Annotated in this window: 25 protein-coding genes and 2 pseudogenes; 8 read left to right on the forward strand and 19 right to left on the reverse strand. The window is 74.2% G+C overall.

Annotated elements, in window-relative coordinates; all coding sequences use genetic code 11:
• Positions 1-133: 133 nt before the first annotated feature.
• The 4 genes and pseudogenes from yidD to tnpA all read right to left on the reverse strand — a co-directional run.
• A pseudogene (gene yidD, locus ACF9IK_RS03675) lies at positions 134-679 on the reverse strand (membrane protein insertion efficiency factor YidD); the annotation flags it as partial.
• A 61-nt stretch (positions 680-740) separates the two neighbouring features.
• Positions 741-1,514, reverse strand: a complete 774-nt coding sequence (locus tag ACF9IK_RS03680; protein WP_395292796.1) for a hypothetical protein — start codon at positions 1,512-1,514, stop codon at positions 741-743.
• Between the two features lie 1,461 nt (positions 1,515-2,975).
• Entirely contained in the window at positions 2,976-4,385 is a 1,410-nt protein-coding gene (locus ACF9IK_RS03685) for a family 2B encapsulin nanocompartment shell protein (RefSeq protein WP_395292797.1), read from the reverse strand.
• A 505-nt stretch (positions 4,386-4,890) separates the two neighbouring features.
• The gene (tnpA, locus tag ACF9IK_RS03690) at positions 4,891-5,307 is read right to left on the reverse strand and encodes an IS200/IS605 family transposase (RefSeq protein ID WP_395292292.1); all 417 of its coding nucleotides are present in this window, start codon (positions 5,305-5,307) and stop codon (positions 4,891-4,893) included.
• A gap of 25 nt (positions 5,308-5,332) precedes the next feature.
• On the opposite strand from tnpA, the gene ACF9IK_RS03695 reads away from it, so the two are divergent.
• Positions 5,333-6,547, forward strand: coding sequence for an RNA-guided endonuclease InsQ/TnpB family protein (locus ACF9IK_RS03695; protein WP_395298428.1), 1,215 nt, complete (start codon positions 5,333-5,335; stop codon positions 6,545-6,547).
• 15 nt (positions 6,548-6,562) lie between these two features.
• Here the strand turns inward: ACF9IK_RS03695 and ACF9IK_RS03700 are convergent, their stop codons facing one another.
• The 4 genes from ACF9IK_RS03700 to ACF9IK_RS03715 form a co-directional block, all read right to left on the reverse strand.
• Positions 6,563-7,708, reverse strand: coding sequence for a hypothetical protein (locus tag ACF9IK_RS03700; RefSeq protein WP_395292798.1), 1,146 nt, complete (start codon positions 7,706-7,708; stop codon positions 6,563-6,565).
• A gap of 125 nt (positions 7,709-7,833) precedes the next feature.
• Complete coding sequence (locus tag ACF9IK_RS03705; RefSeq protein WP_395292799.1) at positions 7,834-8,811, reverse strand: DUF1963 domain-containing protein; 978 nt, start codon at positions 8,809-8,811, stop codon at positions 7,834-7,836.
• A gap of 195 nt (positions 8,812-9,006) precedes the next feature.
• A complete protein-coding gene (locus ACF9IK_RS03710) occupies positions 9,007-9,519 on the reverse strand; it encodes a hypothetical protein (protein WP_395292800.1) in 513 nt (170 codons plus the stop codon).
• A 213-nt stretch (positions 9,520-9,732) separates the two neighbouring features.
• The gene (locus tag ACF9IK_RS03715) at positions 9,733-11,169 is read right to left on the reverse strand and encodes a PLP-dependent aminotransferase family protein (RefSeq protein WP_395292801.1); all 1,437 of its coding nucleotides are present in this window, start codon (positions 11,167-11,169) and stop codon (positions 9,733-9,735) included.
• A gap of 258 nt (positions 11,170-11,427) precedes the next feature.
• Between ACF9IK_RS03715 and ACF9IK_RS03720 the strand changes: the two genes are divergently transcribed.
• Complete coding sequence (locus ACF9IK_RS03720) at positions 11,428-11,823, forward strand: chaplin (protein WP_395292802.1); 396 nt, start codon at positions 11,428-11,430, stop codon at positions 11,821-11,823.
• 127 nt (positions 11,824-11,950) lie between these two features.
• Here the strand turns inward: ACF9IK_RS03720 and ACF9IK_RS03725 are convergent, their stop codons facing one another.
• The gene (locus ACF9IK_RS03725) at positions 11,951-12,364 is read right to left on the reverse strand and encodes a universal stress protein (RefSeq protein WP_395298462.1); all 414 of its coding nucleotides are present in this window, start codon (positions 12,362-12,364) and stop codon (positions 11,951-11,953) included.
• A gap of 568 nt (positions 12,365-12,932) precedes the next feature.
• Between ACF9IK_RS03725 and ACF9IK_RS03730 the strand changes: the two genes are divergently transcribed.
• Positions 12,933-13,319, forward strand: coding sequence for a transglycosylase family protein (locus tag ACF9IK_RS03730; protein ID WP_395292469.1), 387 nt, complete (start codon positions 12,933-12,935; stop codon positions 13,317-13,319).
• 126 nt (positions 13,320-13,445) lie between these two features.
• On the opposite strand, the gene ACF9IK_RS03735 is transcribed toward ACF9IK_RS03730, so the two are convergent.
• From ACF9IK_RS03735 to ACF9IK_RS03745, 3 genes are all read right to left on the reverse strand, one after another.
• Complete coding sequence (locus ACF9IK_RS03735) at positions 13,446-13,799, reverse strand: VOC family protein (RefSeq protein ID WP_395292803.1); 354 nt, start codon at positions 13,797-13,799, stop codon at positions 13,446-13,448.
• Between the two features lie 145 nt (positions 13,800-13,944).
• Positions 13,945-14,412, reverse strand: a complete 468-nt coding sequence (locus ACF9IK_RS03740; RefSeq protein WP_395292804.1) for a peptidoglycan-binding domain-containing protein — start codon at positions 14,410-14,412, stop codon at positions 13,945-13,947.
• 349 nt (positions 14,413-14,761) lie between these two features.
• Positions 14,762-15,196 (reverse strand): CBS domain-containing protein, encoded by a 435-nt coding sequence (locus ACF9IK_RS03745; RefSeq protein ID WP_395292805.1) that lies wholly within the window; start codon positions 15,194-15,196, stop codon positions 14,762-14,764.
• A gap of 207 nt (positions 15,197-15,403) precedes the next feature.
• On the opposite strand from ACF9IK_RS03745, the gene ACF9IK_RS03750 reads away from it, so the two are divergent.
• The 5 genes and pseudogenes from ACF9IK_RS03750 (at position 15,404) to ACF9IK_RS03770 (ending at position 19,368) form a co-directional block, all read left to right on the forward strand.
• The gene (locus ACF9IK_RS03750; RefSeq protein WP_395292806.1) at positions 15,404-16,288 is read left to right on the forward strand and encodes a helix-turn-helix domain-containing protein; all 885 of its coding nucleotides are present in this window, start codon (positions 15,404-15,406) and stop codon (positions 16,286-16,288) included.
• Positions 16,289-16,406: 118 nt separating this feature from the next.
• On the forward strand, positions 16,407-16,850 hold the full coding sequence (locus tag ACF9IK_RS03755; RefSeq protein WP_395292807.1) for a VOC family protein: 444 nt from the start codon (positions 16,407-16,409) through the stop codon (positions 16,848-16,850).
• Positions 16,851-16,854: 4 nt separating this feature from the next.
• Positions 16,855-17,280 (forward strand): MmcQ/YjbR family DNA-binding protein, encoded by a 426-nt coding sequence (locus tag ACF9IK_RS03760; protein WP_395292808.1) that lies wholly within the window; start codon positions 16,855-16,857, stop codon positions 17,278-17,280.
• A gap of 174 nt (positions 17,281-17,454) precedes the next feature.
• A pseudogene (ligD, locus tag ACF9IK_RS03765) lies at positions 17,455-18,333 on the forward strand (non-homologous end-joining DNA ligase); the annotation flags it as partial.
• A 183-nt stretch (positions 18,334-18,516) separates the two neighbouring features.
• Positions 18,517-19,368, forward strand: a complete 852-nt coding sequence (locus tag ACF9IK_RS03770; RefSeq protein ID WP_395298463.1) for a DNA ligase — start codon at positions 18,517-18,519, stop codon at positions 19,366-19,368.
• Between the two features lie 79 nt (positions 19,369-19,447).
• Here ACF9IK_RS03770 and ACF9IK_RS03775 read toward each other — a convergent pair whose 3' ends face one another.
• From ACF9IK_RS03775 to ACF9IK_RS03805, 7 genes are all read right to left on the reverse strand, one after another.
• Positions 19,448-20,119: a type 1 glutamine amidotransferase domain-containing protein gene (locus tag ACF9IK_RS03775; protein ID WP_395292809.1), complete on the reverse strand. Its 672-nt coding sequence runs from the start codon at positions 20,117-20,119 to the stop codon at positions 19,448-19,450.
• Positions 20,120-20,126: 7 nt separating this feature from the next.
• A complete protein-coding gene (locus ACF9IK_RS03780) occupies positions 20,127-20,450 on the reverse strand; it encodes a PRC-barrel domain containing protein (protein ID WP_313767150.1) in 324 nt (107 codons plus the stop codon).
• Positions 20,451-20,455: 5 nt separating this feature from the next.
• On the reverse strand, positions 20,456-20,956 hold the full coding sequence (locus ACF9IK_RS03785) for a hypothetical protein (RefSeq protein WP_395292810.1): 501 nt from the start codon (positions 20,954-20,956) through the stop codon (positions 20,456-20,458).
• A gap of 69 nt (positions 20,957-21,025) precedes the next feature.
• Positions 21,026-21,517, reverse strand: coding sequence for a hypothetical protein (locus tag ACF9IK_RS03790; protein ID WP_395292811.1), 492 nt, complete (start codon positions 21,515-21,517; stop codon positions 21,026-21,028).
• 522 nt (positions 21,518-22,039) lie between these two features.
• Entirely contained in the window at positions 22,040-22,438 is a 399-nt protein-coding gene (locus tag ACF9IK_RS03795) for a hypothetical protein (RefSeq protein WP_395292812.1), read from the reverse strand.
• Positions 22,439-22,656: 218 nt separating this feature from the next.
• Positions 22,657-23,256 carry a GNAT family N-acetyltransferase gene (locus ACF9IK_RS03800; protein WP_395292813.1) on the reverse strand — a complete coding sequence of 200 codons (600 nt, stop codon included), beginning with the start codon at positions 23,254-23,256 and terminating at the stop codon, positions 22,657-22,659.
• Positions 23,257-23,538: 282 nt separating this feature from the next.
• Positions 23,539-24,867 (reverse strand): geranylgeranyl reductase family protein, encoded by a 1,329-nt coding sequence (locus ACF9IK_RS03805; protein ID WP_395292814.1) that lies wholly within the window; start codon positions 24,865-24,867, stop codon positions 23,539-23,541.
• Between the last annotated feature and the right edge of the window lie 215 nt (positions 24,868-25,082).

Here is a 25,082-nt window from a genome sequence, read left to right on the forward strand (position 1 = left end):
GGATCCGGCAGGACCGGACGGGAGAACACGCGACGTACCGTCCGACGCACCGACTCGACGGAACGGCGGGGGCCGCGCGGACCAGGGCGGTCCGCGCGGCCCCGGCTGCTCGGCGCCCCGGCACCGGGTCGGCCGTCCCGCGGCGCGCCACGCCCGGGCGGCAGCGGAGCAGGCGCCCGACCGTCAGCCGGGCGCCGCGCAGCGCACCGTGCCGGTGCAGCGCCTGGACGGCGTAGGTCGAACAACTCGGCGTGTACGGGCAGCAGGCCGGCCGCTTCGGGCTGACCTCGGTCCGGTAGTACCGCACCGCGCCGTACAGCACGCGCGCCGCGAACCCGCCCGGCACGGGCGCGGCCGGATCCGCGCCCGTGCCCCGGCGGCCACCGCGGCCGCCCGTCAGGGTGAACCGGACCCCCGCGGCCGTCATCACCGGGACGAGCGCGATCAGGCAGGGGTCGCCGAGCTCGCAGCAGCAGTCCACCCCGTCAAAGGCGTCCGACCGGTCGCGGCCCTTCTTCCTGTTCCGCCGCTTGTACGCCAGCCACTCCCGCCGCTGCGCCTTGCGTCGGCGGCGCTCCTTCTCCGGCAGCCACCACCACGCCCGCTCGGGACGGTGCGGCGGGAACTGGGCGCCCGGAGCGGGCGTCGGGTAGGTCACGACCGGTGTTCCTCTCGGCATGGCCGGAGCCGGTCCCCGACGGGCCGATCAGGCTATCCGAGCACGCCGCGGCAGCGGTACGTCAGTCCTGACCGCCGCCCAGGGCGGGGAACAGGTCGGTGAACGGCTGGGTGGTCACCGAGACGCTGCGGCCGAACGGGTCGTCGAAGTCCCAGATCAGGAAGAGCAGGAAGGCGATCAGCGCACTGAACGCCCCTGCCAGCAGCAACTCCCGGTAGGAGCGCCGGATCTGCAGGGCGAAGACCATGCCGACCGTCACCACCGCCCCGACGATCAGGCCGAACCAGACCACGCCGGGCATGGTGGGGCCGGCGTTCTGGCCGCGTGCGTTGCGCGCGTCGTCGGCGACACTGATCCGGTCCACGATCGGCTGGTAGGCCTGGGCCTCGAGGTCGCTGGCCGGTGTGCGGGTGGCGACGTCCTGGCGCAGCTTGTCCAGCAGCTCGGTGCCCCGGGCGGAGACCTCACCGTGCTCGCGCATGTACTCCCACTCGACGTCCACGACGTAGGAGACGTAGGCGTCCACGTCGGCCTGGACTTTGTCGCGGAACTCGACCGGGTAGACCTGGGCGCGCTCGCTGACCTCGTGCAACGACTGCGCCTCGCGGAACACGTCGTCCTGGGCCGCGCTGCGCGCCTCCCAGACGCCGGCGATGGCGAGGCCGAGCACGATCGCGTAGACCACGCCGATCATCATCGTCATGTACTCGATGACGTCGGGTGTCTCGTCGGTATCCTCGTCCTCGCTGACCCGGCGGTGCCTCAGCAGCACCACCGCCACCACGACGGCACAGGCCGCCGACATGGCGATGGCCAGCGCCAACCACTCGGACATGGGAACTCCTCTCCAGGGTTAGGGATTTCATGGGCGGGGACCGCAGCCACCGCTCGGCGGGACCGGTCCGCGGCGCGACCCGTTCGCGGGAACGACGGCGTCTGCGACGGCGCCCGGTTCGGCCGGGCACCGTCGGACGCCGTTCGCGTGGCCGCGACGAGCGCGATCGGCTGCGGCCGTGGTCGCCGGGGAGCGGTGCGGTCGGGCGCCGGGGCCACCGGCAGCCGGGCGGGTGGGACGGGTACTCGCGGCCCAGGTCTCCGGCGAGTTCCCGGCGGGAGTCCTCCGGGGCCCGCCGCGATCCACCGGGTGCGGTCAGGACCTGCCGGAACCGCCGCGGCCGGACCGGCCGCGCGGTCGCAGGGCCGCCGCCGCGAGGACCGCCGGCACGGTGACCACGAGCATCGTCCTGGTGGTCGCGCCGCCGTGGTGCCGCTCGGGCGCCTGGACCGGCGGGGCGAGCGGCACCTTGGCCGGCCTCGCCGCCGGCTCCGGCCGCACGGGGCCGGGGGCGGGCGGGCTCTGGCTCGGTTCCGGCGGGGCCGGGGGCTCGGGCGCCGGCGCGGGCGGCGGGACGGCCGGTCGTACGGTCGGCTTCGGCGTGGGTTTCGGCGTGGGCCGGGGCGACGGAGGCGGCGGGGTCGGCCGCGGCGTCGGCGGGGGCGCGGGCTGCGGCGGCACCGGCGCAGCGGTGGGCGGCGGTGTCGGCACGGGCGCGGGGGTCGGCACGGGCGCCGGGGTCGGCGTCGGGCTGGGCTTCGGTGTCGGGCTGGGCTTCGGTGTCGGCTTGGGGGTGGGGGTCGGTGTCGGTTTCGGGGTCGGGCTGGGACACGGCGGCGTCGGGGTCGGCGTCGGGCACGGGTGGTGGCCGGGCTTCGGGTGCGGCTCGGGGTGGTGCGGTTTCCCCGAGTGGCCGACCGTCACCCCGGCCGCCACGTGGATGTCGACGTCGACGTCCACGCCGCCGGGACCGACCGACACCGAGACCTCCGTCCCGGTCGAGACGCAGGTCTCGACCATCGGCCCGTGCGATCTCCCGCCACCCTGGTGTTCGGACGCCCGGGCACCGGCCGCACCGCTCAGCAGGGCGCAGAGTGCGGCCATCCCGGCCGCGGCACCGGCCAGCCGGGCACGTCGTCCACGGACTCCGCCGCCGCCGTCCAGCACGATCAGGTCTGCGGTCACGGCTGGCCGTCCACCGGTATCCGTCGGGGCTGCTGGGGCTGCGGCATGGGTTCCATGCACCTCTCGCGTCGCGGGGAACGTGGGAACGGCACCGGTCGGGACCTCGCCCACGGAGCCTCGTCGGCCGGCAACCTCCCCGGGAAGGTCCGCCCGACACCGGACGGCCCGCCTCGTGGGGCGGGCCGTCCGACATCAGGTGAAACGATCTTGCGGCCGTCCGGTTACGGGCGGACCGGATTCGGGCGCGGCCGCCGGTGGAGGCGGCCGCGCCACCGCTCAGTGGCGGCCGTGGGCGATCTCGACGTTCTCCAGTACGCCGACCGCGTCCGGCACCAGGATCGCCGCGGAGTAGTAGGCGCTGACCAGGTAGGAGATGACGGCCTTCTCGTTGATCCCCATGAACCGGACCGAGAGGCTCGGCTGGTACTCGTCGGGGATTCCGGTCTGGTGCAGACCGATGACGCCCTGGTTGTCCTCCCCGACTCGCATCACGAGGACGGAGCTGGTGTTCTCCTTGGTGATCGGGATCTTGCTGCACGGCAGGATCGGGACGCCGCGCCAGGCCGGCACCTGCTGCCCGCCGAGGTCGACATGGTGCGGGTAGAGGCCGCGGGCGTTCAGCTCGCGCCCGATCGCCGCGATGGTCCGCGGGTGGGCGAGCAGGTAGTCCGGGTCACGGCGGCGGCTGAGCAGCTCGTCGAGGTCGTCCGGGGTGGGCGGGCCGGAGTGGGTCTGGATCCGCTGGTCGAAGTCGGCGTTGTGGAGGAGGCCGAACTCCGGGTTGTTGATGAGTTCGTGCTCCTGGCGCTCGCGCAGCGCCTCGATGGTCAGCCGCAGCTGGTGCTCGGTCTGGTTCATCGGCTGGTTGTAGAGGTCGGCAACCCGGGTGTGCACCTTGAGCACGGTCTGCGCGACGCTCAGCTCGTACTCGCGCGGCCTCAGGTCGTAGTCCACGAAAGCGCCGGGCAGCTCGTACTCGCCGTGGTGGCCGGCCGACATGGCGATCTCGGCCTCACCGCGCTCGTTCTGGCGCTGGAGCGGCAGCGCCAGGAACTCGCGGAGGTGCGCCTGCAGCGCGGGCGAGCCGTCGCGGATGGCCTCGAAGTCCCGGCGGGGCAGCGAGAGCACGGTACCGGCGGTGGCGGTCTTGGCCGTGAACTCCCAGACGGCGTCGGGGTCGAGGACCGCCTGCTCGCCGAACCGGTCGCCGTCGCCCAGGACGCCGACGACGGTCTCGTCACCGTACTTGCCGGTGCCGATCTGGTTGACCTTGCCGTGGGCGATCAGGTAGATCCGGTCCGCCGCGGCACCGCGCTCGGCCAGCACCTCGCCCGGGCCGAAGTCCTGCTGCTCGCAACGGTCGGCGAGGGCCATCAGCACGTCATCGTCGTCGAAGCCGCGCAGCAGGGCCAGCTCGCCGAGCTCGCGCGGGATCACCCGCACCTCGGATCCGGTCTTGATGAACTCGATCCGACCGTCACCCACGGTGTACGTGAGGCGGCGGTTCACCCGGTACGCGCCACCGGCGGCCTGCACCCAGGGAAGCACCTTGAGCAGCCAGCGGGAGGTGATCTCCTGCATCTGGGGCGCGGACTTGGTGGTCGTGGCGAGATTGCGGGCAGCAGCGGTGGTGAGGCTCGACTGCTGCGGCACCTGCTGTGTCCCCGGGTTGGTGTCCACCGGCATCGGCAGGGTTCTCCTTCATCTGGTCAGGTCACGCCGACCCGCCCGGCCAAGCCGTGTCGGATCGTCAGATAGGCTTCATGGTGGGGGTGTTGGCGAAATACTGCGATGCGCTCCGCCTTCTCGGGCGGCCCACCGGGAACCCTAGATCACCGATCCCCGACCCACCCGGAGCGGGCCGCAAGTGACGCCCGATAGGGTGAATCTCGACCATGGAGAGGTTGGAATCCGTCAGCCGCCTCTAGACGGATCCTCGATTCCCTGCGCACGCGAAACACCCACAGGTCGGAACCACCCCTCCCACCCGAACGGATCGACGATGCGGCCCGCAGGCCGGACTCCCGCCCGCGAGGAGCCGGTACGCGTGTTCAACCTTCGAACGCCGGGCCGCTACCTGGACTAATCGCAGTGCACGGGCTTCAGCCCGGTGGTGAAGCGATTCTGAACCCTGCTCTGACCTGTGCGGTGGGCACCCTCCCGCACTGTGGACGGTGCCCACCGCAGACCGTCAAGCCGGACGGTTCTGCTGCTCGATGTACTGCCGGACTATCGACAGCGGCGCGCCGCCGACTGATCCGGCGAAGTACGAACCGGACCACAGACGCTGTGCCCGCCAGTAGTGCTTGACCAGCTCGGGGTACTCCTGCCGCAGCCGGCGCGAGCTGACGCCTTTGAGCGAGTTGACCAGCTTGGACAGGGCGACCTTCGGCGGGAAGTTCACCAGCAGGTGGACGTGGTTGTTCTCGCCGTTGAACTCGACCAACTCCACCTCGAAGTCGGCGCACACGTCCCGCATGATCTCTTCGAGCCGGGTCAGATGCCGCTCGGCGAACACCTTGTGACGGTACTTCGTCACGAAAACCAAGTGCGCATGCAGGGCGAAAGCGCAGTGCCGACCAGTGCGGATGTTCTGATACTCGGCCATAAACCAAAATGGTACGGTGCTGACCGTGCAGCTCAGGTACAGCTTCCGCGTGTACCCGAACGGGCCTCAGCGTTCCGCGCTGGCCAGGGCGTTCGGGTGTGCACGGGTGGCCTTCAATGATGCCCTCCGGGCACGTGAGACCGCCCGCGCCGCCGGGCTGCCGTTCATCCCGTCCGGCGAGCTGTCCAAGCAGCTCACGGCCGCGAAGAACACCCCCGAACGGGCATGGCTCGGCGAGGTGTCCGCCGTGGTGCTGCAACAGTCCCTCCGGGACCTGGACACCGCCTACCGGAACTTCTTCGACGGCCTCAAGGGCATGCGCCCGAAGATGGGACCGCCCCGGTTCAAGTCCCGCAAGGACACCCGGCAGGCGATCCGCTTCACCGCGAACGCCCGATGGAAGATCACACCGGGCGGCGACCTATCGCTGCCGAAGATCGGCGACGTGCGGGTGAAGTGGTCCCGCGCCTTGCCGTCCGTGCCATCCTCGGTGACGGTGATCAAGGACAGCGCAGGCCGGTACTTCGCCAGCTTCGTTGTCGAGACGGACCCCGAGATCCTTCCCGAGACCGAACCGGTCACCGGTCTCGATCTCGGCCTCGGACACTTCGCCGTCCTCTCGGACGGGCGGAAGATCGACGCCCCGAAGTTCCTCCGGCGCGCAGAGAAGAAGCTCAAACGCGCACAGCAAGCCCTGTCCCGTAAGGCCAAGGGCAGCAAGAACCGCGAGAAGGCCCGTCACAAGGTCGCTCGCAACCACGCACGGGTGGCCGACGCCCGGCGCGAGTTCCACCACCAGGTCTCCACCGGACTGATTCGCGAGAACCAAGCAATCGCGGTGGAAGACCTGGCGGTCAAGGGACTCGCCCGCACACGGCTCGCCAAGTCCGTGCACGACGCCGGATGGTCGGCGTTCGTCACCATGCTGGAGTACAAGGCCGCGAAGTACGGCCGGAACCTGATCAAGATCGGCCGCTTCGAGCCGACCTCCCAGGTTTGCTCCCACTGCGGCGTCAAGGACGGCCCCAAGCCGCTGAACATCCGCGTCTGGCAGTGCCAGGCGTGCGGCGTCTGGCTGGACCGGGACGTCAACGCCGCCGTCAACATAGCCACGGCCGCCGGACTGGCGGTGTCAGCCTGTCGAGCGCGGGTAAGCCGGGGACCCGTCCCCGCACAGCGCGAAGAAGCAGGAACCCACCGAGACGGTCAGACGACCGTGGTAGGAATCCCCGCCCTTTAGGGCGGGGAGCGGAAGTCAAGGGGTGGGCGGTGTCACCCGACGGCGGCGCCGAGGGCGGTGGCTCCGGTACCAGAGCGAGCCGACCACGCAGGGGACCACGACCAGGGCGAGCGCCAGCACCGGCCAGCGGCTCTCCGCCAGCCGGACGTCGGTGGCCAGCAGGAAGAGCACGGTGCCCACCGGGACGAGCACCGACAGCAGGGCCTGGAAGGTGGCCGCGACGAGGCCGGGGTCGGTCCGCGACCGACCGGGTTCCAGCCACCCGGCCGCGTGGCCGCCGAAGTAGTACGAGACACCCGTGGCCGCGACACGGTCGGTGGCCCGGTTGTACGAGTACGCCATGTACGGGAGCCACACCAGCGGCGCGACCGTCCCGATCAGCAGGACCACCCCCACCAGTGCCCACTCCGCGGCGGTGCGCCAGCGGGACGGCGGTGGATCGGCACCCTCGCTGGTCAGTCCGAGCAGGCGGGCCATCCGCCACATCAGGTACCAGAACGAGCGCCACCGACCCGTCGCGGGCGCCGCCGGAACCGGTTCCGGCGGCGGGGCGGATTCGGGCGCGGGCCCTGCGGCGGGCCGGGCTCCGGCGGCGGGCCCGTCGGTCAGGCGCTCGCCGCCGGGCTCGGCTCCGGCCTCCGGGCCGGGCCGGCGCCCGTGCCCGGCCGCGGATCCGGGCACGGCCGCTGCGTCCGTCCCCGGTTCGGTGGCGAGCGCCCGCTCGGCGGCCTCGACGTCGGGGTGGACCCCCTGGAGCACCATGAGCTCGGGGATTCGGGCCCGGTCCGCCGGGTCCCGCCCGGCGAGGGCGGCGAGTTCCAGGAGGAGCTGCCCCTGGGCCAGCAGGGCCGTGCAGAACGCGAACGGGACCAGCCAGAGGAACGGCCCGCCGACGAACGCCCCCTCACTCGTGCTGACCCGGCGGCCGCGCTCGACGACGAGCCCCACCAGCTCGTCCGGCGCGGCATCGGGGTGCGCCGCCCGGAGCGCGGCGACCCGACGGGCGGCCCGCGGGCCGCGGTGGCGGACGGCGAAGACGGCCAGCGTCTCGGGCAGCCGGGACGGGCGCTCCCGGATCGAGCGCACCAGTTCGCCGACCGGGGGCTCCGGCGCTTCCCGCGCGTCCCGGTCGGTCTCCTCGCTCCGGCCCCTCGGCTTCATCCCTTCACTCCGGACCCGGCCCCCGCAGCCGGGTTCCCCGGCCACTGTCAGCAGCCTAATCGGGCCGGGGCCACCGCGCCGGGCAGGGCCGGGGCCACCGCGCCGGGCAGGGCCGCGGCACCCGGTCAGGCGATCTCGAAGCCGTGCCGCGCCCGGTCGAAGCGGCCGCCGGCCAGGTCCTCCCCGGTGATCCAGAACGAGACGTTGACGCACTCGCCCCAGTCCACGTCGAGGGCCGCGTTCTCGATCTGGAGCAGCGGCCGGTGGTCGGCGGGGCGGCCGGTGTCGGTGTCGCACCAGCCGAGCACCCGCACGTCCGGGCTGGGCAGGTGGTCGCGGAAGTCGGCCGCGAGGTCGAGGGCGATCATGAAGTCGTCCGGGAAGAGGTTCTCCAGCTCGCGGTCCTGGTAGGAGGGCGCGGAGAGCTCCCAGCGGGCCCGCACCGGAACGGCCGGGACGGCGGGCCTGCACTGGTCCTGCTCCGGTGCGGGCCGTGGCGCCGAGCCGGCCGGCACGTGCAGGACCCGGCAGCCGCGGCCGGAGAAGTCGGACAGCCACTCGTCGTGGAAGAAGAGCAGCAGCCCGTGGTCGGGCAGCGGCCAGTCGCCGCCGGGGCCGGTGGCGCGGAAGGACGCGGCGAGCCCGGAGCAGTCGAGCTGGGCGAGGAACTGCATCGGCCGCCCGCCGAACTCCGGCCAGTCGGTGCCTGCCGGCAATGCCGGCAGGCCGCCGAGCTGGCCGCCGGACGGGGCCGTGCCCGATCCGGCACCCGCGGCGGCGCCGGCACTCGGGGCGACGTCGGCGTCGCCGCCGTCCGCGGGGACGAGGACGAGGGAGTGGCGCAGCAGCCGGTCCACCAGCGGCGCCGTCTCCTCGCCCGCCCGCCCGCGGATCGCGGCGTACACGGCGTAGGGCAGCGGTATCCCGGGCGGCTCGTCGGCACCGGCCCCGACCGCGGTCCAGGCAGCGGGCGCGGCGACGGCCGCCGGGTCGGCGGCGGCCCCGGCGCCGGAAGTGGAGGCGGGCGCGGCCGCGGGCGCGGGGCTCGCGGGCGACGTGTCGGACTCGGCGGCGGGTCCGTCGGTGGTCAGCGGTTCGGCCATGGGCCCAAGCCTGCCATCCGGCACCGACAACCCCTGCAGGTGCGGTGCGGACAGCCCGTCCGATGGACCCCGGGGCCGGACCGGGCCCCGGACGAATGACCCGTCAGGTGCCGGAACGGGGGCTGCCCGGCACCTGACGGGGGCTTGGCGGAGACTCCCGGCCGGGAGCTCGCGGGGGGACGGGGACGGGGTGGTTCAGGCGGCGCAGGCGACCTCGTTGCCCGGGACGTCGAAGATCCCGGAGTCCGCGGCCGCACCGGACTGGTACTCGTAGTAGAGGTACGTGTAGAAGTCGATCCGCGTGCCGGATCCGCAGGCCGAGTCGGCGGCGATGTCGTACGTGAGCGTCACGGTCGTGGTGGCACCCGCGGCGACCGGAACCGTGTGGTGGACCAGCCCGCTCGTGGCGCCGGTGTCACAGCTGGCGACGTTGCCGCCGCAGGCGGAGAACGCGTACTTCAGGCCGGTGGCCTGGCTGGTGCCGTAGGTCGGCTGGATGGACTGGTAGACGAACCGCACGGGGGTGTCGTGCGGGTTCGTCAGCGTCAGGGTGAGGGTCACCGAGGATCCCGGGGTCGCCGTCGCCTTGTCGGAGCTGACGGACAGCAGCGGGGTGTCGGCCTGGGCGGGAGCGGCCGACAGGAACAGGCCGAGGAGGAGGGCCAGGACCGCGGCAAGACCGAAACGGCTCATGAATGATGTGCGCATGACCAAAGAGCGTAGGGACCGCCGCCGGCTCCGGCGCCCGGCTCCGCCCCGGCCCGTACGGGCATATGACGGCGGAGCGGACGCGGCGGGCCATTCCCTTCGCTCCAGGAGGCGAAGGGACCGCCGGAAACGGCGGCACCCCTTTACTCTCCCGCCCAGCCGGCGTCCCACCGGCGTCCCACCGGCTCGGGGCGGCGGGGGCCGGGCCGGGGCTCAGACCGGCGGGGGCAGGATGTCGCAGAGGGTCGCGACGGCCGTCTGATAGGCGTGGTCCGGAGGAGTGGCGTACCCCACCACCAGGCCGTCCGTCGCGGGCATCTCCTCCGGGCCGATCCCCGGGTGGCGGTAGTCTGCCAGCCCGTCGACGGCCAGGCCGTGGTACGCGGCCGCCTTCAGGACGGACCGCTCGGTGCCCGGGACGAGCCGGAGCACGGCGTGCAGGCCGGCCGCGATGCCGGACACCTCGATGTGCGGCGCGCGCCCGGCCAGCGCCGCCACCAGGTGGTCACGGCGATCACGGTAGCGACGGCGCATCCGCCGGACGTGCCGGTCGTAGCCGCCGGACCCGATGAACTCGGCCAGCGTCAGCTGGTCGAGCGCGCTCGACCAGGCCTCCCGCTCCCCCTTCGCCGCCAGCACCCGGTCCACCAGGTGGTCGGGCAGGACCATCCAGCCGAGCCGCAGTGCCGGGGTCAGGCTCTTGCTGGCCGTACCGAGGTAGACCACCCGCTCCGGGTCCAGCCCCTGCACGGCGCCGACCGGCTGCCGGTCGTAGCGGAACTCGCCGTCGTAGTCGTCCTCCAGCACCAACCCGCCGTGCCGGCGCGCCCAGTCGACCACCGCCGCCCGCCGGGAGGCGTGCAGTGGTCCGCCGGTCGGGAACTGGTGGGCCGGGGTGAGTAGCACCGTCCGGACCTTCTTGTGCGTCACCAGTCCGTCGATCCGCGCGCCGTGCTCGTCCAGCGGCAGCGGCACGGTGGACACCCCGGCGCGGGCCAGCAGCCCCCGGTGGAAACCGAGTCCGTACGCCTCGACGGCCAGCGGGCCGCTTCCGGGCGACGGCAGCACGGCGCCCGCCCCCTCGTACAGCAGCCGCAGTGCATGGGCGAAGCCGGAGCAGATGACGATCCGGTCCGGGTCGGTGCGCACCCCGCGGGCCCGGGCGAGGTAGTCGGCGAGGACGGTGCGCAGCTCGCGCCGCCCCTGCGGGTCGCCGGGCCCGAAGGCCTCGTTGGGCGCGGCGGTGAGCGCGCGGCGCGCGGCGGCGAGCCAGGCGGTGCGCGGGAAGGAGGACGCGTCGGGCTGCCCCTGCCGCAGGTCGTGCGAGGGGCGCTGCACCCGGGGTGGACGGCGGCCGCCGGTCGGGGCGACGGGCTCGGCGCGGTCGGCCACGGTGGTTCCCGAGCCCTGTCGTGCGGTGAGCCAGCCCTCGGCGACGAGTTCCGCGTACGCGTCGGCGGCGGTGTTCCGGGCGATGCCGAGGTCGGCGGCGAGCGCGCGGTACGGCGGCAGCCTGGTCCCGGGGGCGAGCCGACCGCTGCGGATCGCCTCGCGCAGCGCGGCCATCAGCGCGGCGCGACGGCCGCCGGCGGCGGGCAGTTCGAGGTGCAGATCGCTGCCGGACGTGGTGGCGGTCGAGGTGTCCGTCATGGTCACGAACCCTATCGGGGACGACCGGCGGCCCCGGCGGCGAACGGCGCCGCCTCCGGGCCGGGGCCTGTCCTCGCCGCACCGACGTGCCCCGCCCTGCTGCGACCGGGGACCCGCCCCGCTGGGGCCACCGCGCCCGTCGGAGTGCTCCGACCGGGTGGCCGGGCTCCGGCATCGGGGTCTCTTCGCGCCTGCATTCGAGTGGCTTGGGGGGTGGATCGTGTTCATTCCGGCGTGTCGGCTGGCTATTCCTTCCGCATGACCAACACCAGGAAGTACCTGATCGCCGCCGGTTTCAGCGCCGCGCTGGCCGTCCTCTCCGCCGGCCCCGCCTTCGCCGCCGACCTCGACACGCCCAGGTACAGCTCGCCCAGGGCCGCAGACCCGCTGGCCTCCGACGCCGACCTGCTGGCCTCCGACGTCGCCGCGATGGCCGCCGCCGACGCCGCGGTGGCCGCCGCCGACGCCGCCGCGATGGCCGCCGCCCTGCTCGACGGCTCCGGGTCCGGCACCACCTGCATCAACACCGGCAGTGCCACCGCCACCGGCATAGTCACCGATTCCCCGGGTGTACTGTCCGGCAACCAGATCCAGATCCCGATCAACCTCCAGATCAACGTCTGCGGCAACAGCGTCTCGCTGCTCGGCGGATAGGCCTCCGCCGGCATCACCCACCCCTACTCCCCTCTCCCCCTGTTCAGCCGAAGGGCTGCGGGCCCGGCTCCCTGCCGGCCCGCAGCCCTTCCTCCGTGTTCGCGCCGGGGCACGCGGCGGCGGCCGGCTACGGCACGACGGTCACCGGCCAGCGGCCCGCCTTGACCAGCCGCACCGCGACCGAGCCGATCAGGCGGTGGCCGGCCCGTTCCGAGGCCCCGACGACCACGGCGTCGGCCCGCAGCTCGTCGGCCAGCCTGGCCATGCCCGCGAACGGGTCGCCCTGGACGGTCACGAAGCGCCAGTCCAACCGCCAGACGTCGCTCAGCCGGCGCTCGGACTCGCGCAGCGCGGCCAGCAGCTCGTCGGCGATCTCCTGGGTGGTTTCGCCGACGGCCGCCCCCGCGAGCGCCGTGGCCGCCCCCAGGACGGGCTGTACGTACACCACGGCCAGGGTGGCGTTCTGCCGCCGCGCGAGGCCCGCGGCATAGGCGGTCGCACGCCAGGAGGAGTCGGAGCCGTCCAGCCCGGCCAGGATCATCCGCGGCCCGTCCGTCCCCAGCTCGAATCCGGCCGGTGCCGCCGCCTCCGGGTCCTCGGGGCCCCCGACGGCCCCTGCATCGCTCTCGTAGGTCATGTCCCGAGGCTATGCCGGGCACGCCCGGTGACGGCTCGGGCCACGACGGGTGAGGACTGTGGTGCGGGCCACCCCCGGACGACCGCACCACCACCGACTCACACACCCGCCGGCACCGGGACGTCACACACCGTCGACGATGTGCCCGGCCTCACGGCCACACCCGTGTGACACGAACCACTCCGACACCACATTCGATCTCGAAAAACGGGACATACACCTTCAAACCAACACAAAACCTTGATCGATACCTCAGGTAACCACCCCCCGACCAGCCCAAACCTCAGAATCCTTGAAACACCCCACCCACCCCCGTAACTTCGAACCCGTTGCACCGAACACCACCACCCAGGCGGCCCCCGGCCCCAGGACGACCCGGTGCCCGACCACGCGAGCCACACCCCCCCGAAACCACCCCCCCCCAGGGCCTGGTTCCACACGCCCGCACACCCCCTTCCGAAAGGAACCCCCCATGGCCATCCGTAACGAGACCACCACCGCCACCACCACCAAGCGCCGCAACCGCGTCCGCATGGCACTCATGGCCGGGGCCCTCACCGCCCTGCCGGTGGCCGGCCTCGTCACGGCCAACACCGCCTCCGCCGCCCCCGCCTCCGTCTGGGACAAGGTCGCCCAGTGCGAAGCCACCGGCAACTGGGCCATCAACACCGGCAACGGCTTCTACGGCGGCCTCCAGTTCACCTCCAGCACCTGGGCCGCCTTCGGCGGCACCGCCTACGCCCCCCAGGCCCACCAGGCCACCAAGGCCCAGCAGATCGCCATCGGTGAGAAGGTCCTCGCCGCCCAGGGCCCCGGCGCCTGGCCCGTCTGCTCCGTCAAGGCCGGCCTCACCAAGTAACACCCCCACCCCACCACACCCCACCGGCCCCACGAACAACGGCGTCCCGGCACACACCCCCAGATCCGCCCCCCGGGACACGCCAGCCTCGCGCCGGGCGCCGTACGAGGCGCCGTCGGGTTCCGCTCAGACGGGCTGCCAGAGCTCCACCCGGTTGCCAGCGGGGTCGGTGACCCAGCCGAACCGGCCGACGCCCTCCACGTCCTGCGTCTCCTCCGCGACGTCCGCCCCCTTGGCGCGCAACTGCGCGAGCATCGCGTCCAGGTCGCGGACCCGGAAGTCGAGCATGGTCTGCTGGGCGCGGGACCCGAAGTAGTCCGTCCCCGACTCGAACGTCGCGAAGACCGTCGGCCCGGCCTCCTGGCGCCACAGGCCGTACTCGTCGAAGTCCACACCGAGGCAGTCGCGGTACCACGCGCTCAACACCTCCGGGTCGGCGGCCCGCAGGAAGTACCCGCCGATTCCGAGCACACGTTCCATGCCGTCATCCTGCCAGGACGGGGATCGCGCGGCCCCGCGCCGCACCGTCGCCCGTCCCCTGCTCCCGTGCGAAGCCGGGGCGGCGGGCACTCGTCCGAGCACCCGCCGCCCCGTCAGGAATCCGCCGCCAAGGCGACGAGCGGTGTCAGCAGCCCATCGGGACCGCCGCCACCGAGACCTTCGGCGCAGCGCCCGCGGCCACGACACCGCAGCCCGCCCTCTGATCGGCCGCGTAGTAGCGCAGCGCCGGCCAGGTGCTCGGGCCCACGAAGCCGTCCGGGCTCAGCCAGTGCTTGGACTGGAAGTCGGCGACCGCGGACTGGGTCTTCGGCCCGTAGTAGCCGTCGGCCGTGATGCCGTAGCCCAGGCTCTTGAGCGCGCACTGGGCCTCAAGGGCCGCGTAGCTGAAGGAGCCGCCGACCGGGACGGTGGTGTTGCCGTCGTAGTAGTCGTACGAGGCGAAGTAGCCGGAGTAGCCGCCGACCGACTGGTAGCTCTGGTACCGCTGGCAGCCGTACGTGGCGGCCGACGCGTTCGTCGCGGTCAGCACGCCCGCACCGGCGAGCAGTGCGGCCGACAGGGCCACGGCGGCCATCCTCTTCATGACGCGCATGTCCATCTCCCCACTCATCAAGTGTCGACAATGGCCCCGCCTGCGGAGCCGCCCTCCACTGTGGGACACCTGCGAGTCCGGCTGCACGCCCGAGCGCCCCTGAGACGTCTCTACTTCCCACCACCACGCTGACCAGGGCTTTGAGAGGCTTCTCAGAAGAATCGGAGACGCACCATCAGTTGACTGGGACGTCATGTGAGACACGGACATGAGCACTTGCTCACCATCCCGGGGCTCGGCTGCCGGATCCGGCAGGGAGACGGCGAACGCCCCCGCCGCTGCGCGGCGCAGCGACGGGGGCGCACCGGGGCGGCAGTCCGGAGCGGACCGATCACCGCCCATGTGGACGTCACCGCATCATGTAGACGCTGTCCATGAATTCGATGATCTGCTGGTCCGTCAGGCGCTGGCCGTTGCGGTGGCCCATCGCGAGGTCGGCCTCGCTGATCATGCCGACCAGCCGGTCGCCGTCGATCACCGGGATGCGGCGGATCTGGTGCTGTTCCATCTTCTTGAGCACCGTGTCCATGCTGTCCTCGGCGCGGACGCAGTGGAGGTGGCCGGCCATGTCCATCGCCATCATGTCGGCCGGGTTCTTGCCCTCGGCGATACATCGGATGACGATGTCGCGGTCGGTGATGATGCCCTTCAGCTTCTGGTCGTCGCCGCAGATCGGGAGCGCGCCGACGTTCATGTCGCGCATCATCATGGCGGCTTCGGCGAGAGTCTGGTCGGCGCGGATGCACTGGGCGCCGGTGTGCATGATGTCTCGGGCAGTGGTCACTGGGACTCCTTGTCAGGTCGCTGCCCCCGAGTACCGGGTGTTCCGGTGCGATCACCATAAGCAACAGTTCCGGCTCCCGCGAGCCGCGGGCCCGGGGCTGCGAGGAGAGGCGGGCGAGTCGTGGTGGGAGGCGCGCGGGCCTTCACGCGAGCCGGTGGCGGTGCCGCCACCGGTGCCGGCTGCGCGGCGGCGGCCGATACTGGGGGCGTGACGCACGATCTCGCCGATGCCGTCGACGAAGCCGTGCGGGTGCGGCCCGCGACGGCGCTTCGGCCCTACGTGGCCTGGTACTCGGGCTATCGCCAGCGCGGGATCGGGCCCGCCGTCCACCGCGGGCTGCCGTCGCCGTACCTGACCTTGATCCTCACGCTGGACGAACCGCTCACCGTCGCCGAGCACCCCGATCCGGCCCAGCCGGGCGACGACTACGCCACCCTGCTCGGCGGGCTGCACACCCGGCCCGCACTGATCACGCACGACGGTCGGCAGTCCGGTGTCCAGATCGCGGTCCATCCGCTGGCCGCCCGCGCGCTGTTCGGCCTGCCGGCCGGCGAGCTGGCCGGTCTGGACGTTCCCGCCGAGGCGGTGCTCGGGGCCGAGGGCCGGCGATTGCAGGAGCGGCTGCGGGAAGCCGGCGACTGGCCGGCGCGCTTCGCCGTGCTGGACGGCGCCCTCCTGCGGGCCGCACGCCCGTCGGGGCAGGTTCCGGCCGAGGTGCTCTGGGCCTGGCAGGCCCTGCGGCGCAGCGATGGGGCGCTGCCGGTGGCGGCGCTGGCGCGGGAGACCGGCTGGAGCAGTCGGCACCTGCAGGACCGGTTCCGGCGCGAGACGGGGCTGACTCCGAAGGCCGCCGCCCGGGTGGTCCGGTTCGCCCGCGCCCGGCATCTGCTCGGCGCCCCCGGCCCGGTGCCCCGCTTGGCGGATCTGGCCGTCCGCTGCGGCTACTTCGACCAGGCACACCTGGCCCGCGAGTTCCGTGCCCTGGCCGGGTGTGCGCCGAGTGTCTGGCTGGCGGCGGAGGGGGCGGACGCCGCGAAGTTCCGAAACGTCCAAGGCGGGGCAGGCGCGCCCGCACCAGAGTGGGAGCTCTGACAGCCGCTCGGGGGCCGTACCGCGGCCGCACCGGCCGGCCGACCGGAACAGCACCGGGCCCGGGTCTCACGCTCAGGCCCCTGGCCCGGGCCCACGCCCCACTCAGAAGGAGTTCGCCATGGACACCGACGTTCCCGCTCCGGACGCCAAGACGCCCCCGCCGCAGGTCTGGCCCAGCCTGCGGGCCCGTGACGCCCGCGCGCTGATCCGCTTCCTGGCGGAGGCCTTCGGCTTCCAGGAGGTGGTCGCCCACGGCGAGGGCGACTTCGTCGCGCACGCCGAGCTGGCCTGGCCTGAGGGCGGTGGCGTCATGCTCGGCTCCGACCGGCCCGGACCCGAGGGCAGCGACATCTGGCCGGGCCGTCCGGGAGGCTTCACCGCGTACGTGGTCACGGCCGACCCGGACGCGGTGCACGCACGCGCGGTCGCCGCCGGGGCGCGGATCACCACGACACTGCACGAGACCGACTACGGGTCGCGGGACTTCGCGGCCGCCGACCCCGAGGGCAACCGCTGGTACTTCGGCACCTACCCGGGTGCGCCGCGCCCCGCGGCCGGCTGAGGCCGTGACGTCCCGGCAGGCCCGGGCCGCGGCGGCGGCCCGTGGTCGCCCCTCCGAACCGCGTCCGTCCCGCGAGGGCCCGGCCGACGGGAGCGACCCGGTGGAGCGGCTGCGGGCGATCTGCCTGGCGTTGCCGGCGGTGGAGGAACGGGAGAGCCACGGGGAGCCGACCTGGTTCGGCGGCACGGGCCGGCGGGCGCGGGTGTTCACCATGCTCGCCGACCACCACCATGACGACCGGCTCGCGTTCTGGTGCCCCGCACCGGCCGGAGCCCAGGCGGCGCTGGTCGCGGAGGACCCGACGTGCTTCTTCCGCCCCCCGTACGTCGGCCACCGTGGCTGGGTCGGCGTCCGCCTGGACGTGGACCCGGTCGACTGGGCCCGGGTCGAGGACCTGGTCACCGACGCCCACGCCCTGGTGACCGGTTGACGCCGGGACCGCGCCCCACCGGAACGCTCGCGGCGGTGCAGCCGCCGGCGCGGACGGGCCGGAGGGGCCGGGCACTGCTCGCGCCGCGGCCGGTGCACGGGCAGACTGGCTGCGCAGGCCCCGCGAGCTCCGGCGCGGGCCGGCGCAGCGCAGCCCCGCGACTCGGAGGCGGCCATGCCGCAGATGGTGGTGGACGGGCGCACCCTCGCGCTCTCGCACCTCGACAAGGTGTACTACCCGCGTACCGGCACGCCCAAGGGCGAGGTGCTCCGGTACTACGCGGCCGTGCACACCGCACTGCTGCCGCACCTGCACGACCGTCCGGTCTCCTTCCTGCGCTGTCCGGACGGGGTGGAGGGCGAGGTGTTCATCGCCAAGAACCCGCCCGCCGGAACGCCGCGCTGGGTGCGGACGGTCGAGGTGCCGAGCAGCAGCGGGGACCTTCGCCAGGTGGTGCTGGACGACGGCGCGGCGCTGCTCTGGGCGGCCAACCTGGGGTGTCTGGAGCTGCACGTGCCGCAGTGGCACGCGGCCGCCCCCGGCCTGGCGGACCGGCTGGTGCTGGACCTCGACCCGGGCGAGGGCGCCTCGGTGCTGACCTGCCGGACGGTGGCCGGCCTGCTGCGCGAGCGGCTGGCGGCGGACGGGCTCGACTGCTGGGTGAAGACCTCCGGATCCAAGGGGCTGCACCTGCTGGCGCCGATCGAGCCGACGCCGAGCAGCCGGGTCTCCGCGTACGCCGGGGCGCTGGCGGCCTCGCTGGAGGCAGAACACCCGGAGCTGGTGGTGCACACCATGGCCAAGGCCCGCCGCGCCGGCCGGGTGTTCGTGGACTGGTCGCAGAACTCGGCCAGGAAGACCACCGCCGCGCCGTACACCCTTCGGGCCCGGCCCCGGCCGACCGTGTCGACTCCGGTGTCGTGGGCGGAGCTGGAGCAGGCCCGGACGGCGGAGGACCTGGTGTTCACCCTGGCCGAGGTACCGGGCCGGGTGGCCGGGCTGGGCGACCTGCTCGCCCCGCTGCTCGACCCGGACCGCGCCCGCCCGCTCCCAGGACCGGAGAAGCCGGGCCGGGCCCACGAGCGGGTGTCCTCCCCCGGCCCCGGACCCACCGCCGCCGCCCCTGCCGCCGCCGCTGCCGCCGCCGCGCGGGCGTCCGAAGCGGGCTCCGCCCCCGCCCGACCGGCACCCATGCGCACCCGCTCGCCGCTGGTGCTGGATCCGCCCGTCGAGGTGATGCGCCCGGCGGCCGTCACGGCGGTGCCGCCGACGGACGGGCTGGACGGGTCCGGCGTGCTGTACGAGCTGAAGCTGGACGGCTTCCGCTGCGTGGCCTTCGCCCGGGGGGAACGGCCGCCGTACCTGCAGTCCCGCTCCGGCCGTGACCTCGCCGCCGAGTTCCCGCCGATCGCGGCCGCCGTCGCCCGGCTGCCCGCGGGATCGGTGCTGGACGCCGAACTCGTCGCCTGGCGCGAGGGGCGGTTCGCCTTCGAGGAGCTGCTGCGCACCCGGCAGGCCCGCGCCGCCGAGTCCACGGCGCTCGGCCTGATCGTCTTCGACCTGCTGGCGCTGCCCGGGCGGGACGTCCGCCGGCTGCCGCTCGCCGACCGTCGGCGGCTGTTGCTGGCGTCGCTCGCCGACGTACCGCCGCCGATCCAGCCGGTGATGGCCACCACCGACCGGGGCGAGGCACTGACGTGGATGGAGCAGCTTGCCGACGCCGGCGTCGAGGGCCTGGTCTGCAAGGCGGCCGGCTCCGCCTACCGCCCGCGCGGCGCCGGCCGGGTATGGGTGAAGTACCGCCGCAGCGACACCCTCGACGCGACCGTCCGCGCCGTGGTGGGCTCCGCTGCCCGGCCGGAGGCGCTGGTGCTGGAGCTGGACGACGGGCGGGTCGTGCTCTCCTCGCCGCGGCTGACGCCCGTGCAGGCCGGCCGGGTCGCCGAGGCGGTGCACGGCCGGCTCGGCAGGGCGGTCCGCGATCCCGAGCACGGGAGTGTCCGCCCGCTCACCGCTCCGTTGCGGGCGGAGGTCGCCGTCACCCGGCGCCCGCCGACGGCGGCCTTCGTGCGGTTGCGCGGGGACTGACCCGGGGCGTGCCCGGATCCGGACTGTCGTCCCCTCTGCCCCGGGGGGTGGGACTCGGGGCGTGCCCGCACCCGACTCGTCACGCCGCCCGTCCGGCCCCCCTGCCCGGCGCGTGGCGCTTGCCCGGCGCGTGGCGCGAGGGATCGGGCGCGTGTGCGGTCGGCCACGGCGGCTTGACGCCGCTGGGACGGGCGTGGGTGAACTCGGTGACGAAGGTGTCGACGAAGGCTGGGAGGTCGGCGGGCTTGCGGCTGGAGACCAGGACGCCCGGGCCGTCCCGGCACACGTGCACCTCCTCGTCCACCCACCGGGCACCGGCGTTGACCAGGTCGGTGCGGATGCTCGGCCACGAGGTGAGGGTCCGGCCGCGCACCACGTCCGCCTCGACGAGCGTCCAGGCGCCGTGGCAGATCACCGCGACCGGCCGGCCCGCCTCGCAGAGGGCGCGGACGAAGCCGACGGCCCGGCCGTCCGCCCGCAGGTGGTCCGGGTTGGCGACGCCGCCGGGCAGGACCAGGGCGTCGTAGTGGGCCGGGTCGGCGGCGCCGACGACGTCGTCCACCGGAAAGGTGTCGGCCCGTTCCAGGTGCTTGAACGCCTGCACGAGCCCGGCCCGCGTCGAGACCAGCCGGGGCGTCCCGCCGGCCTCCGCCACCGCCTGCCACGGGGTGGTCAGCTCGACCTGTTCGGCGCCCTCCGGTGCGACCAGGAAGGCGACGGACCGGCCGATCAGCGTGACCAGCGGCGGCATCGCGAACTCACCTCGCGTAGTGGTCGGCCAGGACGGAGCGGCCGTGCTCGGTGAGTTCGACGGCGGCCGGCGGCGGGGCGGAGCGGACGCGGGCCCGCGGGCAGTCCAGGTGGACCACCAGCTCCAGGTGGTCGATCCGCGCCACCAGCCCCACCGGTACGAGCAGCCGGGTGCCCCGCACCCACGGACCGGCGTCGACCACCAGGTGGTCCCCGGCGTCCTGTTCGACCCGGCCCAGTGGGCCGTCGGTCGCCTCCACCTCGTACCCGACCAGGTTCAGGTCGGCGGCGTGGTGGGAGCCGGGCCGGTACTCCCACAGTTCGGTCGTCATGACACTCACGCCTCCGGCCGGTCCCAGGGCCTGCGCTCCGGCGGGTCCTGACGGTCACGGCCGTCGCCGCGGTCACGGCCGTCGCGCCGGTCGAGGCGCGTCCACCAGCCCCCGCCCGTACGGCCGGTGCCGTCCGCCCGGTCCCCGTCCGTGCGACCGCCCCCGGCGGAGCCGCCCTCGGCGCCGGGACGGCGACGGCGCAGCACCACCGCGACGCCGAACGCGATGCCCACGCTGGCCGCCCAGACGACCGCGACGGTGACCACGGCCGCCGTGGTCGGAGCGCGCACGCCGATGCTGAGGCAGATCGCCGACATCACCAGCGCGGTCATCAGCACCCCGGGCGGGACCTTGCGCGCCGCGCCCTGCAGCACGGTCCGGACCCGGCTCGGCTGTTTGGCCCCCATGGTGCTCAACCGCCGGTCCAGCTTGGTGTCCTGGCGCAGATCGCACTCGATCTCCTCCAGGAGCCGTCGCTCCCGACCGCTCAGTGCGGGTCCGTCCATCTCGGTCACCTCCGACACTTCCGGTGACGTCGTTCTCGCATCCGGGCGGATGCCCGGTTCAGGGGTGCGTCAACCGCCTCGGCCGGCCGGTGCGGCAGCGGCGGCGGTCGGACGGCAGGCCCCGAAGGCCCGCGGGCGGGCCAACAGGCTGTCGTCCAGCACGTGCAACAGGGCGACGGCGTCGTGGTGCACCTCCGCCGCGCCTGCCGCCAGCAACTCGGGTCCGCGTGCGGCGGCGGTCTCCAGCGCGACGCAGGGGACGGCCGCACGACGCGCAGCCAGGACCTCGGGAACGCTGCCGGCGACGAACACGGCGTGCGACGGCTCGCCGTCGACCAGGTCGAGCGCCGCCCCGACCGGGTCCGCGCCGGGCGCGGCCACGGTCAGCGCCGGGGCCCCGACCGGACCGGGCCCGGTCAGCACCACCGTCCAGCCCCGGGCATCGCACTCGCGCAGCAGCTCGGCCTCACCGGATGCCGGCGGCCGCACCGCGACCGGGGCACCGGTGTGCGGCGCACCGCGCCAATCGGTACCGAAGAGTGCCGCCGAGATGACCGTCATGGCCCACCGTTCCCATTCCGTGCCACGCACGGGCGCGCCCTTCCAGGTTAGGCCCCCGCCCCACCGCGCGCCCGGCCACGGAGCGCCACCACCGGCTGTCGGCGCCCCGCTACAGGCGGACACCCCTGTCCGCCGGGTCATCGGCGGCGGGCCCGAGCGGAGCGGACGAACGGGCGTCGTCCGCGTGGCTCTCGCCGGCCGTGGTGTGCCGGTCGACGGTCCTCGTCGGCCTGAGCACGTACCTCTCACCCCCCGCCGAGCGGCGTACGGGCGGCGGCGGCACCGCCGGCGCCGCGGCGCTGTTCGTGCTCCACCTCCGCGGTTCGGTCGACTCGGTCCCGGGCGGTTCGGTGGAGGACCGCGACCCGGTCGCGGTCCGCCGAGGGTCGGACCTGCTGACGATCGGAGCGGTCGCCGGTGCTGAGCGGGCTGCTCTTCCCGCAGCCCCGGCCGGACCCGCGCCGCCACACCTGGGGGCTGCCCCGCAGCCGGTCGCCGGGCCCGCGGCACCCGCGCCGGTCGTCAGGAGTGGTCGGAGTCGTACACGTCCTCGCAGGCCCGGCGGTTCTTGATGCCGTCGAACTCGACGCAGAGCTCGCCGGAATGCTCGAACCAGCCCCACTCCGCGCTGAGGGTGCCGCCGTGACGGGTCGCCCTCTGCGGGTAGTGCACCTCGTGGCCGCTGAGGAAGAGGCGGGCCGTGCGCTCGTTCACGCCGGCGGGCGGGTTGGTCCAGATCGCCACCGCCTTGTCGACATGGGTACCGACGCCCTCGACCCGGATGCACACCTGCGGGCCGCCCTCGATCGGGTGGTGGGTGCAGGCGCTGGAGGAGCGGGTGGCCGCCCCGGCCTGCGGCCCGGCGAGGATCGGGATCGAGGCGGTGGCGGCGACGACCGCCGCCGCGACGAAGCGACGCAACAGGGGTACTCCTCGGCCGGCGGACACGACTGCCCCGACCAACGCCCCTCCGTCCATCGGCGTTGCGGCCGCCGGCCGACCTTCACCCGGCCGGCCCCCCGGCGTGACGTTCGTCGGGTCGCCGCGCGCGAGGCGGGCGCGGCGCGGAGCCCGGGCGACCGGGCGGACGTGCGACCGGGCAGGCCCGTGGGCCTGGGGGCGGGACGACGACCCCGCCGCTACACCGGCTCGGGGTCGGTGGCCAGCCGGGCGTGCAGATGCTCGTCGTGGTACTCGCCGTCGCCGAAGCGGTAGGAGGCGCGCAGCGTCCCCTCCGCCGGATAGCCGCAACGCTCGGCCACCCGGCAGGACGCCGTGTTGCCGACCGCGTGGGCGATCTCGATCCGGCGGGTGTCCGCCGTGGCGATGCCCCAGCTGGTGACGGCCCGGGTGGCGCGGGTGGCGACGCCGCGGCCGCGGGCGGCCGGCAGCAGCCAGTAGCCGATCATCGCGAGCCCGTCGGCCCGGTCCGTCCAGCGCAGCGCGACGTTGCCGAGCAGGTCGCCGTCGGTGCCGTCGACGACGGCGAAGGCGGCGGCGTTGCCGGAGTCCCAGCCGGCCTCCCACCGGTCGAGGTAGGCCTTCGCCCCGGCCGCGTCGGTGGCACGGATCGGGTTCCAGAGTGCGATGGACGGGTCGATCGACGCCTCCAGGAGGCGGGCCACCACGCCGCCGCGGACCTCCGTCCGACGGCCCCAGGGGCGGAGGACGATGTCGCCGAGGTCCAGCGTGACGGGGACGAAGGCACGCTGGTCGGAGATGGATTCCACGGTGCTCATCCGGCCTTCCTACCCCGCCTTCCGCCCGCGGCGCCAGCGGATTTCCGGCACCATCGGGCGGCCGCCTCCGTACCGGAACGGGGCGGCGGACGCCCGGCCCGCGTGCGGGCATCGCGGCATGACCGAGGTGTTCACCGCCCACGCGGCCGAGTCGGGCGGCGCGGAGCCGGCGGCCGTGCGGCCCGCGCGGGCGGGGCGAGGTGGCCGTCGCCGACCAGCCCGAGCGCGTTCCAGCCGGACCTGGCCGGGCACGTGCGGCCGCCCCGGCCCGCCCGCGCGCCCCTACCGGCTGCTCGGAGCCACCTTGCCGAGGAGGTGCAACAGCTTGTCCAGCGAGTCCCGGGAGTTCGGCTCGGTCAGGTTGACCATCAGGCGGAAGAGCCCCTTCAGCAGGGCCGGATGGCCGAGCCCCACGGCACCGGCCGCGCCGATCAGCTTCGGGCGCCCGAGCACGTCGGCGGCGAGCCGGCCGAGCGCGAAGTAGCCGTCGTAGGCGGCGCGCAGCGCCTGCGGGTAAGCGCGCAGGGCGAGGTCGCGGCCGCGGTCGGTGCGCCGGGCGAGCGCCTGGACGATCGTCTCGGCGGCGTACCGGCCGGACTCCATCGCGTACGCGATGCCCTCGCCGGTCGCCGGACTGACCGTGCCGCCGGCGTCGCCGACCAGCAACAGGCCGTCGGCGTAGTGGGGTCGGCGGTTGAGTCCCATCGGGAGGGCGGAGCCGCGGACCGGTTCGGTGACGCTCTCCGGGGTGTATCCGTACTCCGGGGGCAGGTCGGCGCACCAGCGGCGGAGCAGGTCCCGCCAGTCCACCTCGTGGGCGACGGCGGCGGTGTCCAGCACGCCCAGGCCGACGTTGGCGGTGCCGTCGCCCATGCCGAACACCCAGGCGTAGCCGGGCAACAGGCGGCGGCCCGGGTCGCGCGGGTCACGCAGGTCGAGCCAGGCCTCCAGGTAGCGGTCCTCGTGCCGCGGCGTGGTGAAGTACGTCCGATAGGCGACTCCCATCGCCCGGTCGGTGCGGCGGTAGCGCTTCATGGCGAGCGAGAGCCGGGTGGAGTTGCCGTCGGCCGCGACCACCAGCGGCGCGCGGTACGAGACCGGTTGCTTCTCCTCCCCGAGACGGGCCGTCACGCCGGTGATCCGGCCGGTCCGCTCGTCGATCAACGGGCCGCCCACGTTGGCTCGTTCGACCAGCCTGGCGCCGGCCGAGGCGGCGCGGCGCGCGAGCAGTTCGTCGAAGTCGGCGCGCCGGCGGACCACTCCGAAGGGCGGATAGGCGGACAGCTGCGGCCAGTCCAGTTCGACGGTGCGGTTCCCCGCGACCAGGCGCAGCCCGCGGTTGTGCAGCCAACCCGCGTCCTCGGAGACGTCGATGCCTAGGTCGATCAGTTGTTTGACGGCGCGCGGGGTGAGACCGTCGCCGCAGACCTTCTCCCGCGGGAAGGCCGACTTCTCCAACAGCAGCACGTCCAGCCCCGTGCGGGCCAGGTGGTAGGCGGCGGTGGAGCCTGCGGGGCCCGCGCCGACCACGATCACGTCGGCGCTGTCCCGCCCCCGCACGGGGTCTGCGGCGGAGCCGGCGTCGGACAACTGCTGCTCTGGGCCGGGCATCACGTACTCCCACGGGTCGGATCGGCTGCGGAACCAGCGGAATCGGCGGAATGAAGCGCAATCAGCGGTCTCAGACGATAGGGAAAGCGGCCTCCGCGCCGCGCCCCGACACGCGGACCCGCCCCGACGACCGGTCGCTACCGGCCATCGGGGCGGGCCCGGTCGGGCGGCGCACCGGGGTCCTCCGACGCAGCCGCGCGACGGACGGCCACAGC

Origin of the sequence: Kitasatospora hibisci, from assembly GCF_043950205.1 — a bacterium.
Taxonomy (GTDB): Bacteria; Actinomycetota; Actinomycetes; order Streptomycetales; family Streptomycetaceae; genus Kitasatospora; species Kitasatospora hibisci.

Excerpts from the sequence above, each read along its gene's own strand:
- ACF9IK_RS03680 (WP_395292796.1), bottom strand. The coding sequence starts at position 1,514 with ATGTCCGAGTGGTTGGCGCTGGCCATCGCCATGTCGGCGGCCTGTGCC.
- ACF9IK_RS03685 (WP_395292797.1), bottom strand. The coding sequence starts at position 4,385 with ATGCCGGTGGACACCAACCCGGGGACACAGCAGGTGCCGCAGCAGTCG.
- tnpA (WP_395292292.1), bottom strand. The coding sequence starts at position 5,307 with ATGGCCGAGTATCAGAACATCCGCACTGGTCGGCACTGCGCTTTCGCC.
- ACF9IK_RS03700 (WP_395292798.1), bottom strand. The coding sequence starts at position 7,708 with ATGAAGCCGAGGGGCCGGAGCGAGGAGACCGACCGGGACGCGCGGGAA.
- ACF9IK_RS03705 (WP_395292799.1), bottom strand. The coding sequence starts at position 8,811 with ATGGCCGAACCGCTGACCACCGACGGACCCGCCGCCGAGTCCGACACG.
- ACF9IK_RS03710 (WP_395292800.1), bottom strand. The coding sequence starts at position 9,519 with ATGCGCACATCATTCATGAGCCGTTTCGGTCTTGCCGCGGTCCTGGCC.
- ACF9IK_RS03715 (WP_395292801.1), bottom strand. The coding sequence starts at position 11,169 with ATGACGGACACCTCGACCGCCACCACGTCCGGCAGCGATCTGCACCTC.
- ACF9IK_RS03720 (WP_395292802.1), top strand. The coding sequence starts at position 11,428 with ATGACCAACACCAGGAAGTACCTGATCGCCGCCGGTTTCAGCGCCGCG.
- ACF9IK_RS03725 (WP_395298462.1), bottom strand. The coding sequence starts at position 12,364 with ATGATCCTGGCCGGGCTGGACGGCTCCGACTCCTCCTGGCGTGCGACC.
- ACF9IK_RS03730 (WP_395292469.1), top strand. The coding sequence starts at position 12,933 with ATGGCCATCCGTAACGAGACCACCACCGCCACCACCACCAAGCGCCGC.
- ACF9IK_RS03735 (WP_395292803.1), bottom strand. The coding sequence starts at position 13,799 with ATGGAACGTGTGCTCGGAATCGGCGGGTACTTCCTGCGGGCCGCCGAC.
- ACF9IK_RS03740 (WP_395292804.1), bottom strand. The coding sequence starts at position 14,412 with ATGCGCGTCATGAAGAGGATGGCCGCCGTGGCCCTGTCGGCCGCACTG.
- ACF9IK_RS03755 (WP_395292807.1), top strand. The coding sequence starts at position 16,407 with ATGGACACCGACGTTCCCGCTCCGGACGCCAAGACGCCCCCGCCGCAG.
- ACF9IK_RS03770 (WP_395298463.1), top strand. The coding sequence starts at position 18,517 with ATGCGCCCGGCGGCCGTCACGGCGGTGCCGCCGACGGACGGGCTGGAC.
- ACF9IK_RS03775 (WP_395292809.1), bottom strand. The coding sequence starts at position 20,119 with ATGCCGCCGCTGGTCACGCTGATCGGCCGGTCCGTCGCCTTCCTGGTC.
- ACF9IK_RS03780 (WP_313767150.1), bottom strand. The coding sequence starts at position 20,450 with ATGACGACCGAACTGTGGGAGTACCGGCCCGGCTCCCACCACGCCGCC.
- ACF9IK_RS03785 (WP_395292810.1), bottom strand. The coding sequence starts at position 20,956 with ATGGACGGACCCGCACTGAGCGGTCGGGAGCGACGGCTCCTGGAGGAG.
- ACF9IK_RS03790 (WP_395292811.1), bottom strand. The coding sequence starts at position 21,517 with ATGACGGTCATCTCGGCGGCACTCTTCGGTACCGATTGGCGCGGTGCG.
- ACF9IK_RS03800 (WP_395292813.1), bottom strand. The coding sequence starts at position 23,256 with ATGAGCACCGTGGAATCCATCTCCGACCAGCGTGCCTTCGTCCCCGTC.
- ACF9IK_RS03805 (WP_395292814.1), bottom strand. The coding sequence starts at position 24,867 with ATGCCCGGCCCAGAGCAGCAGTTGTCCGACGCCGGCTCCGCCGCAGAC.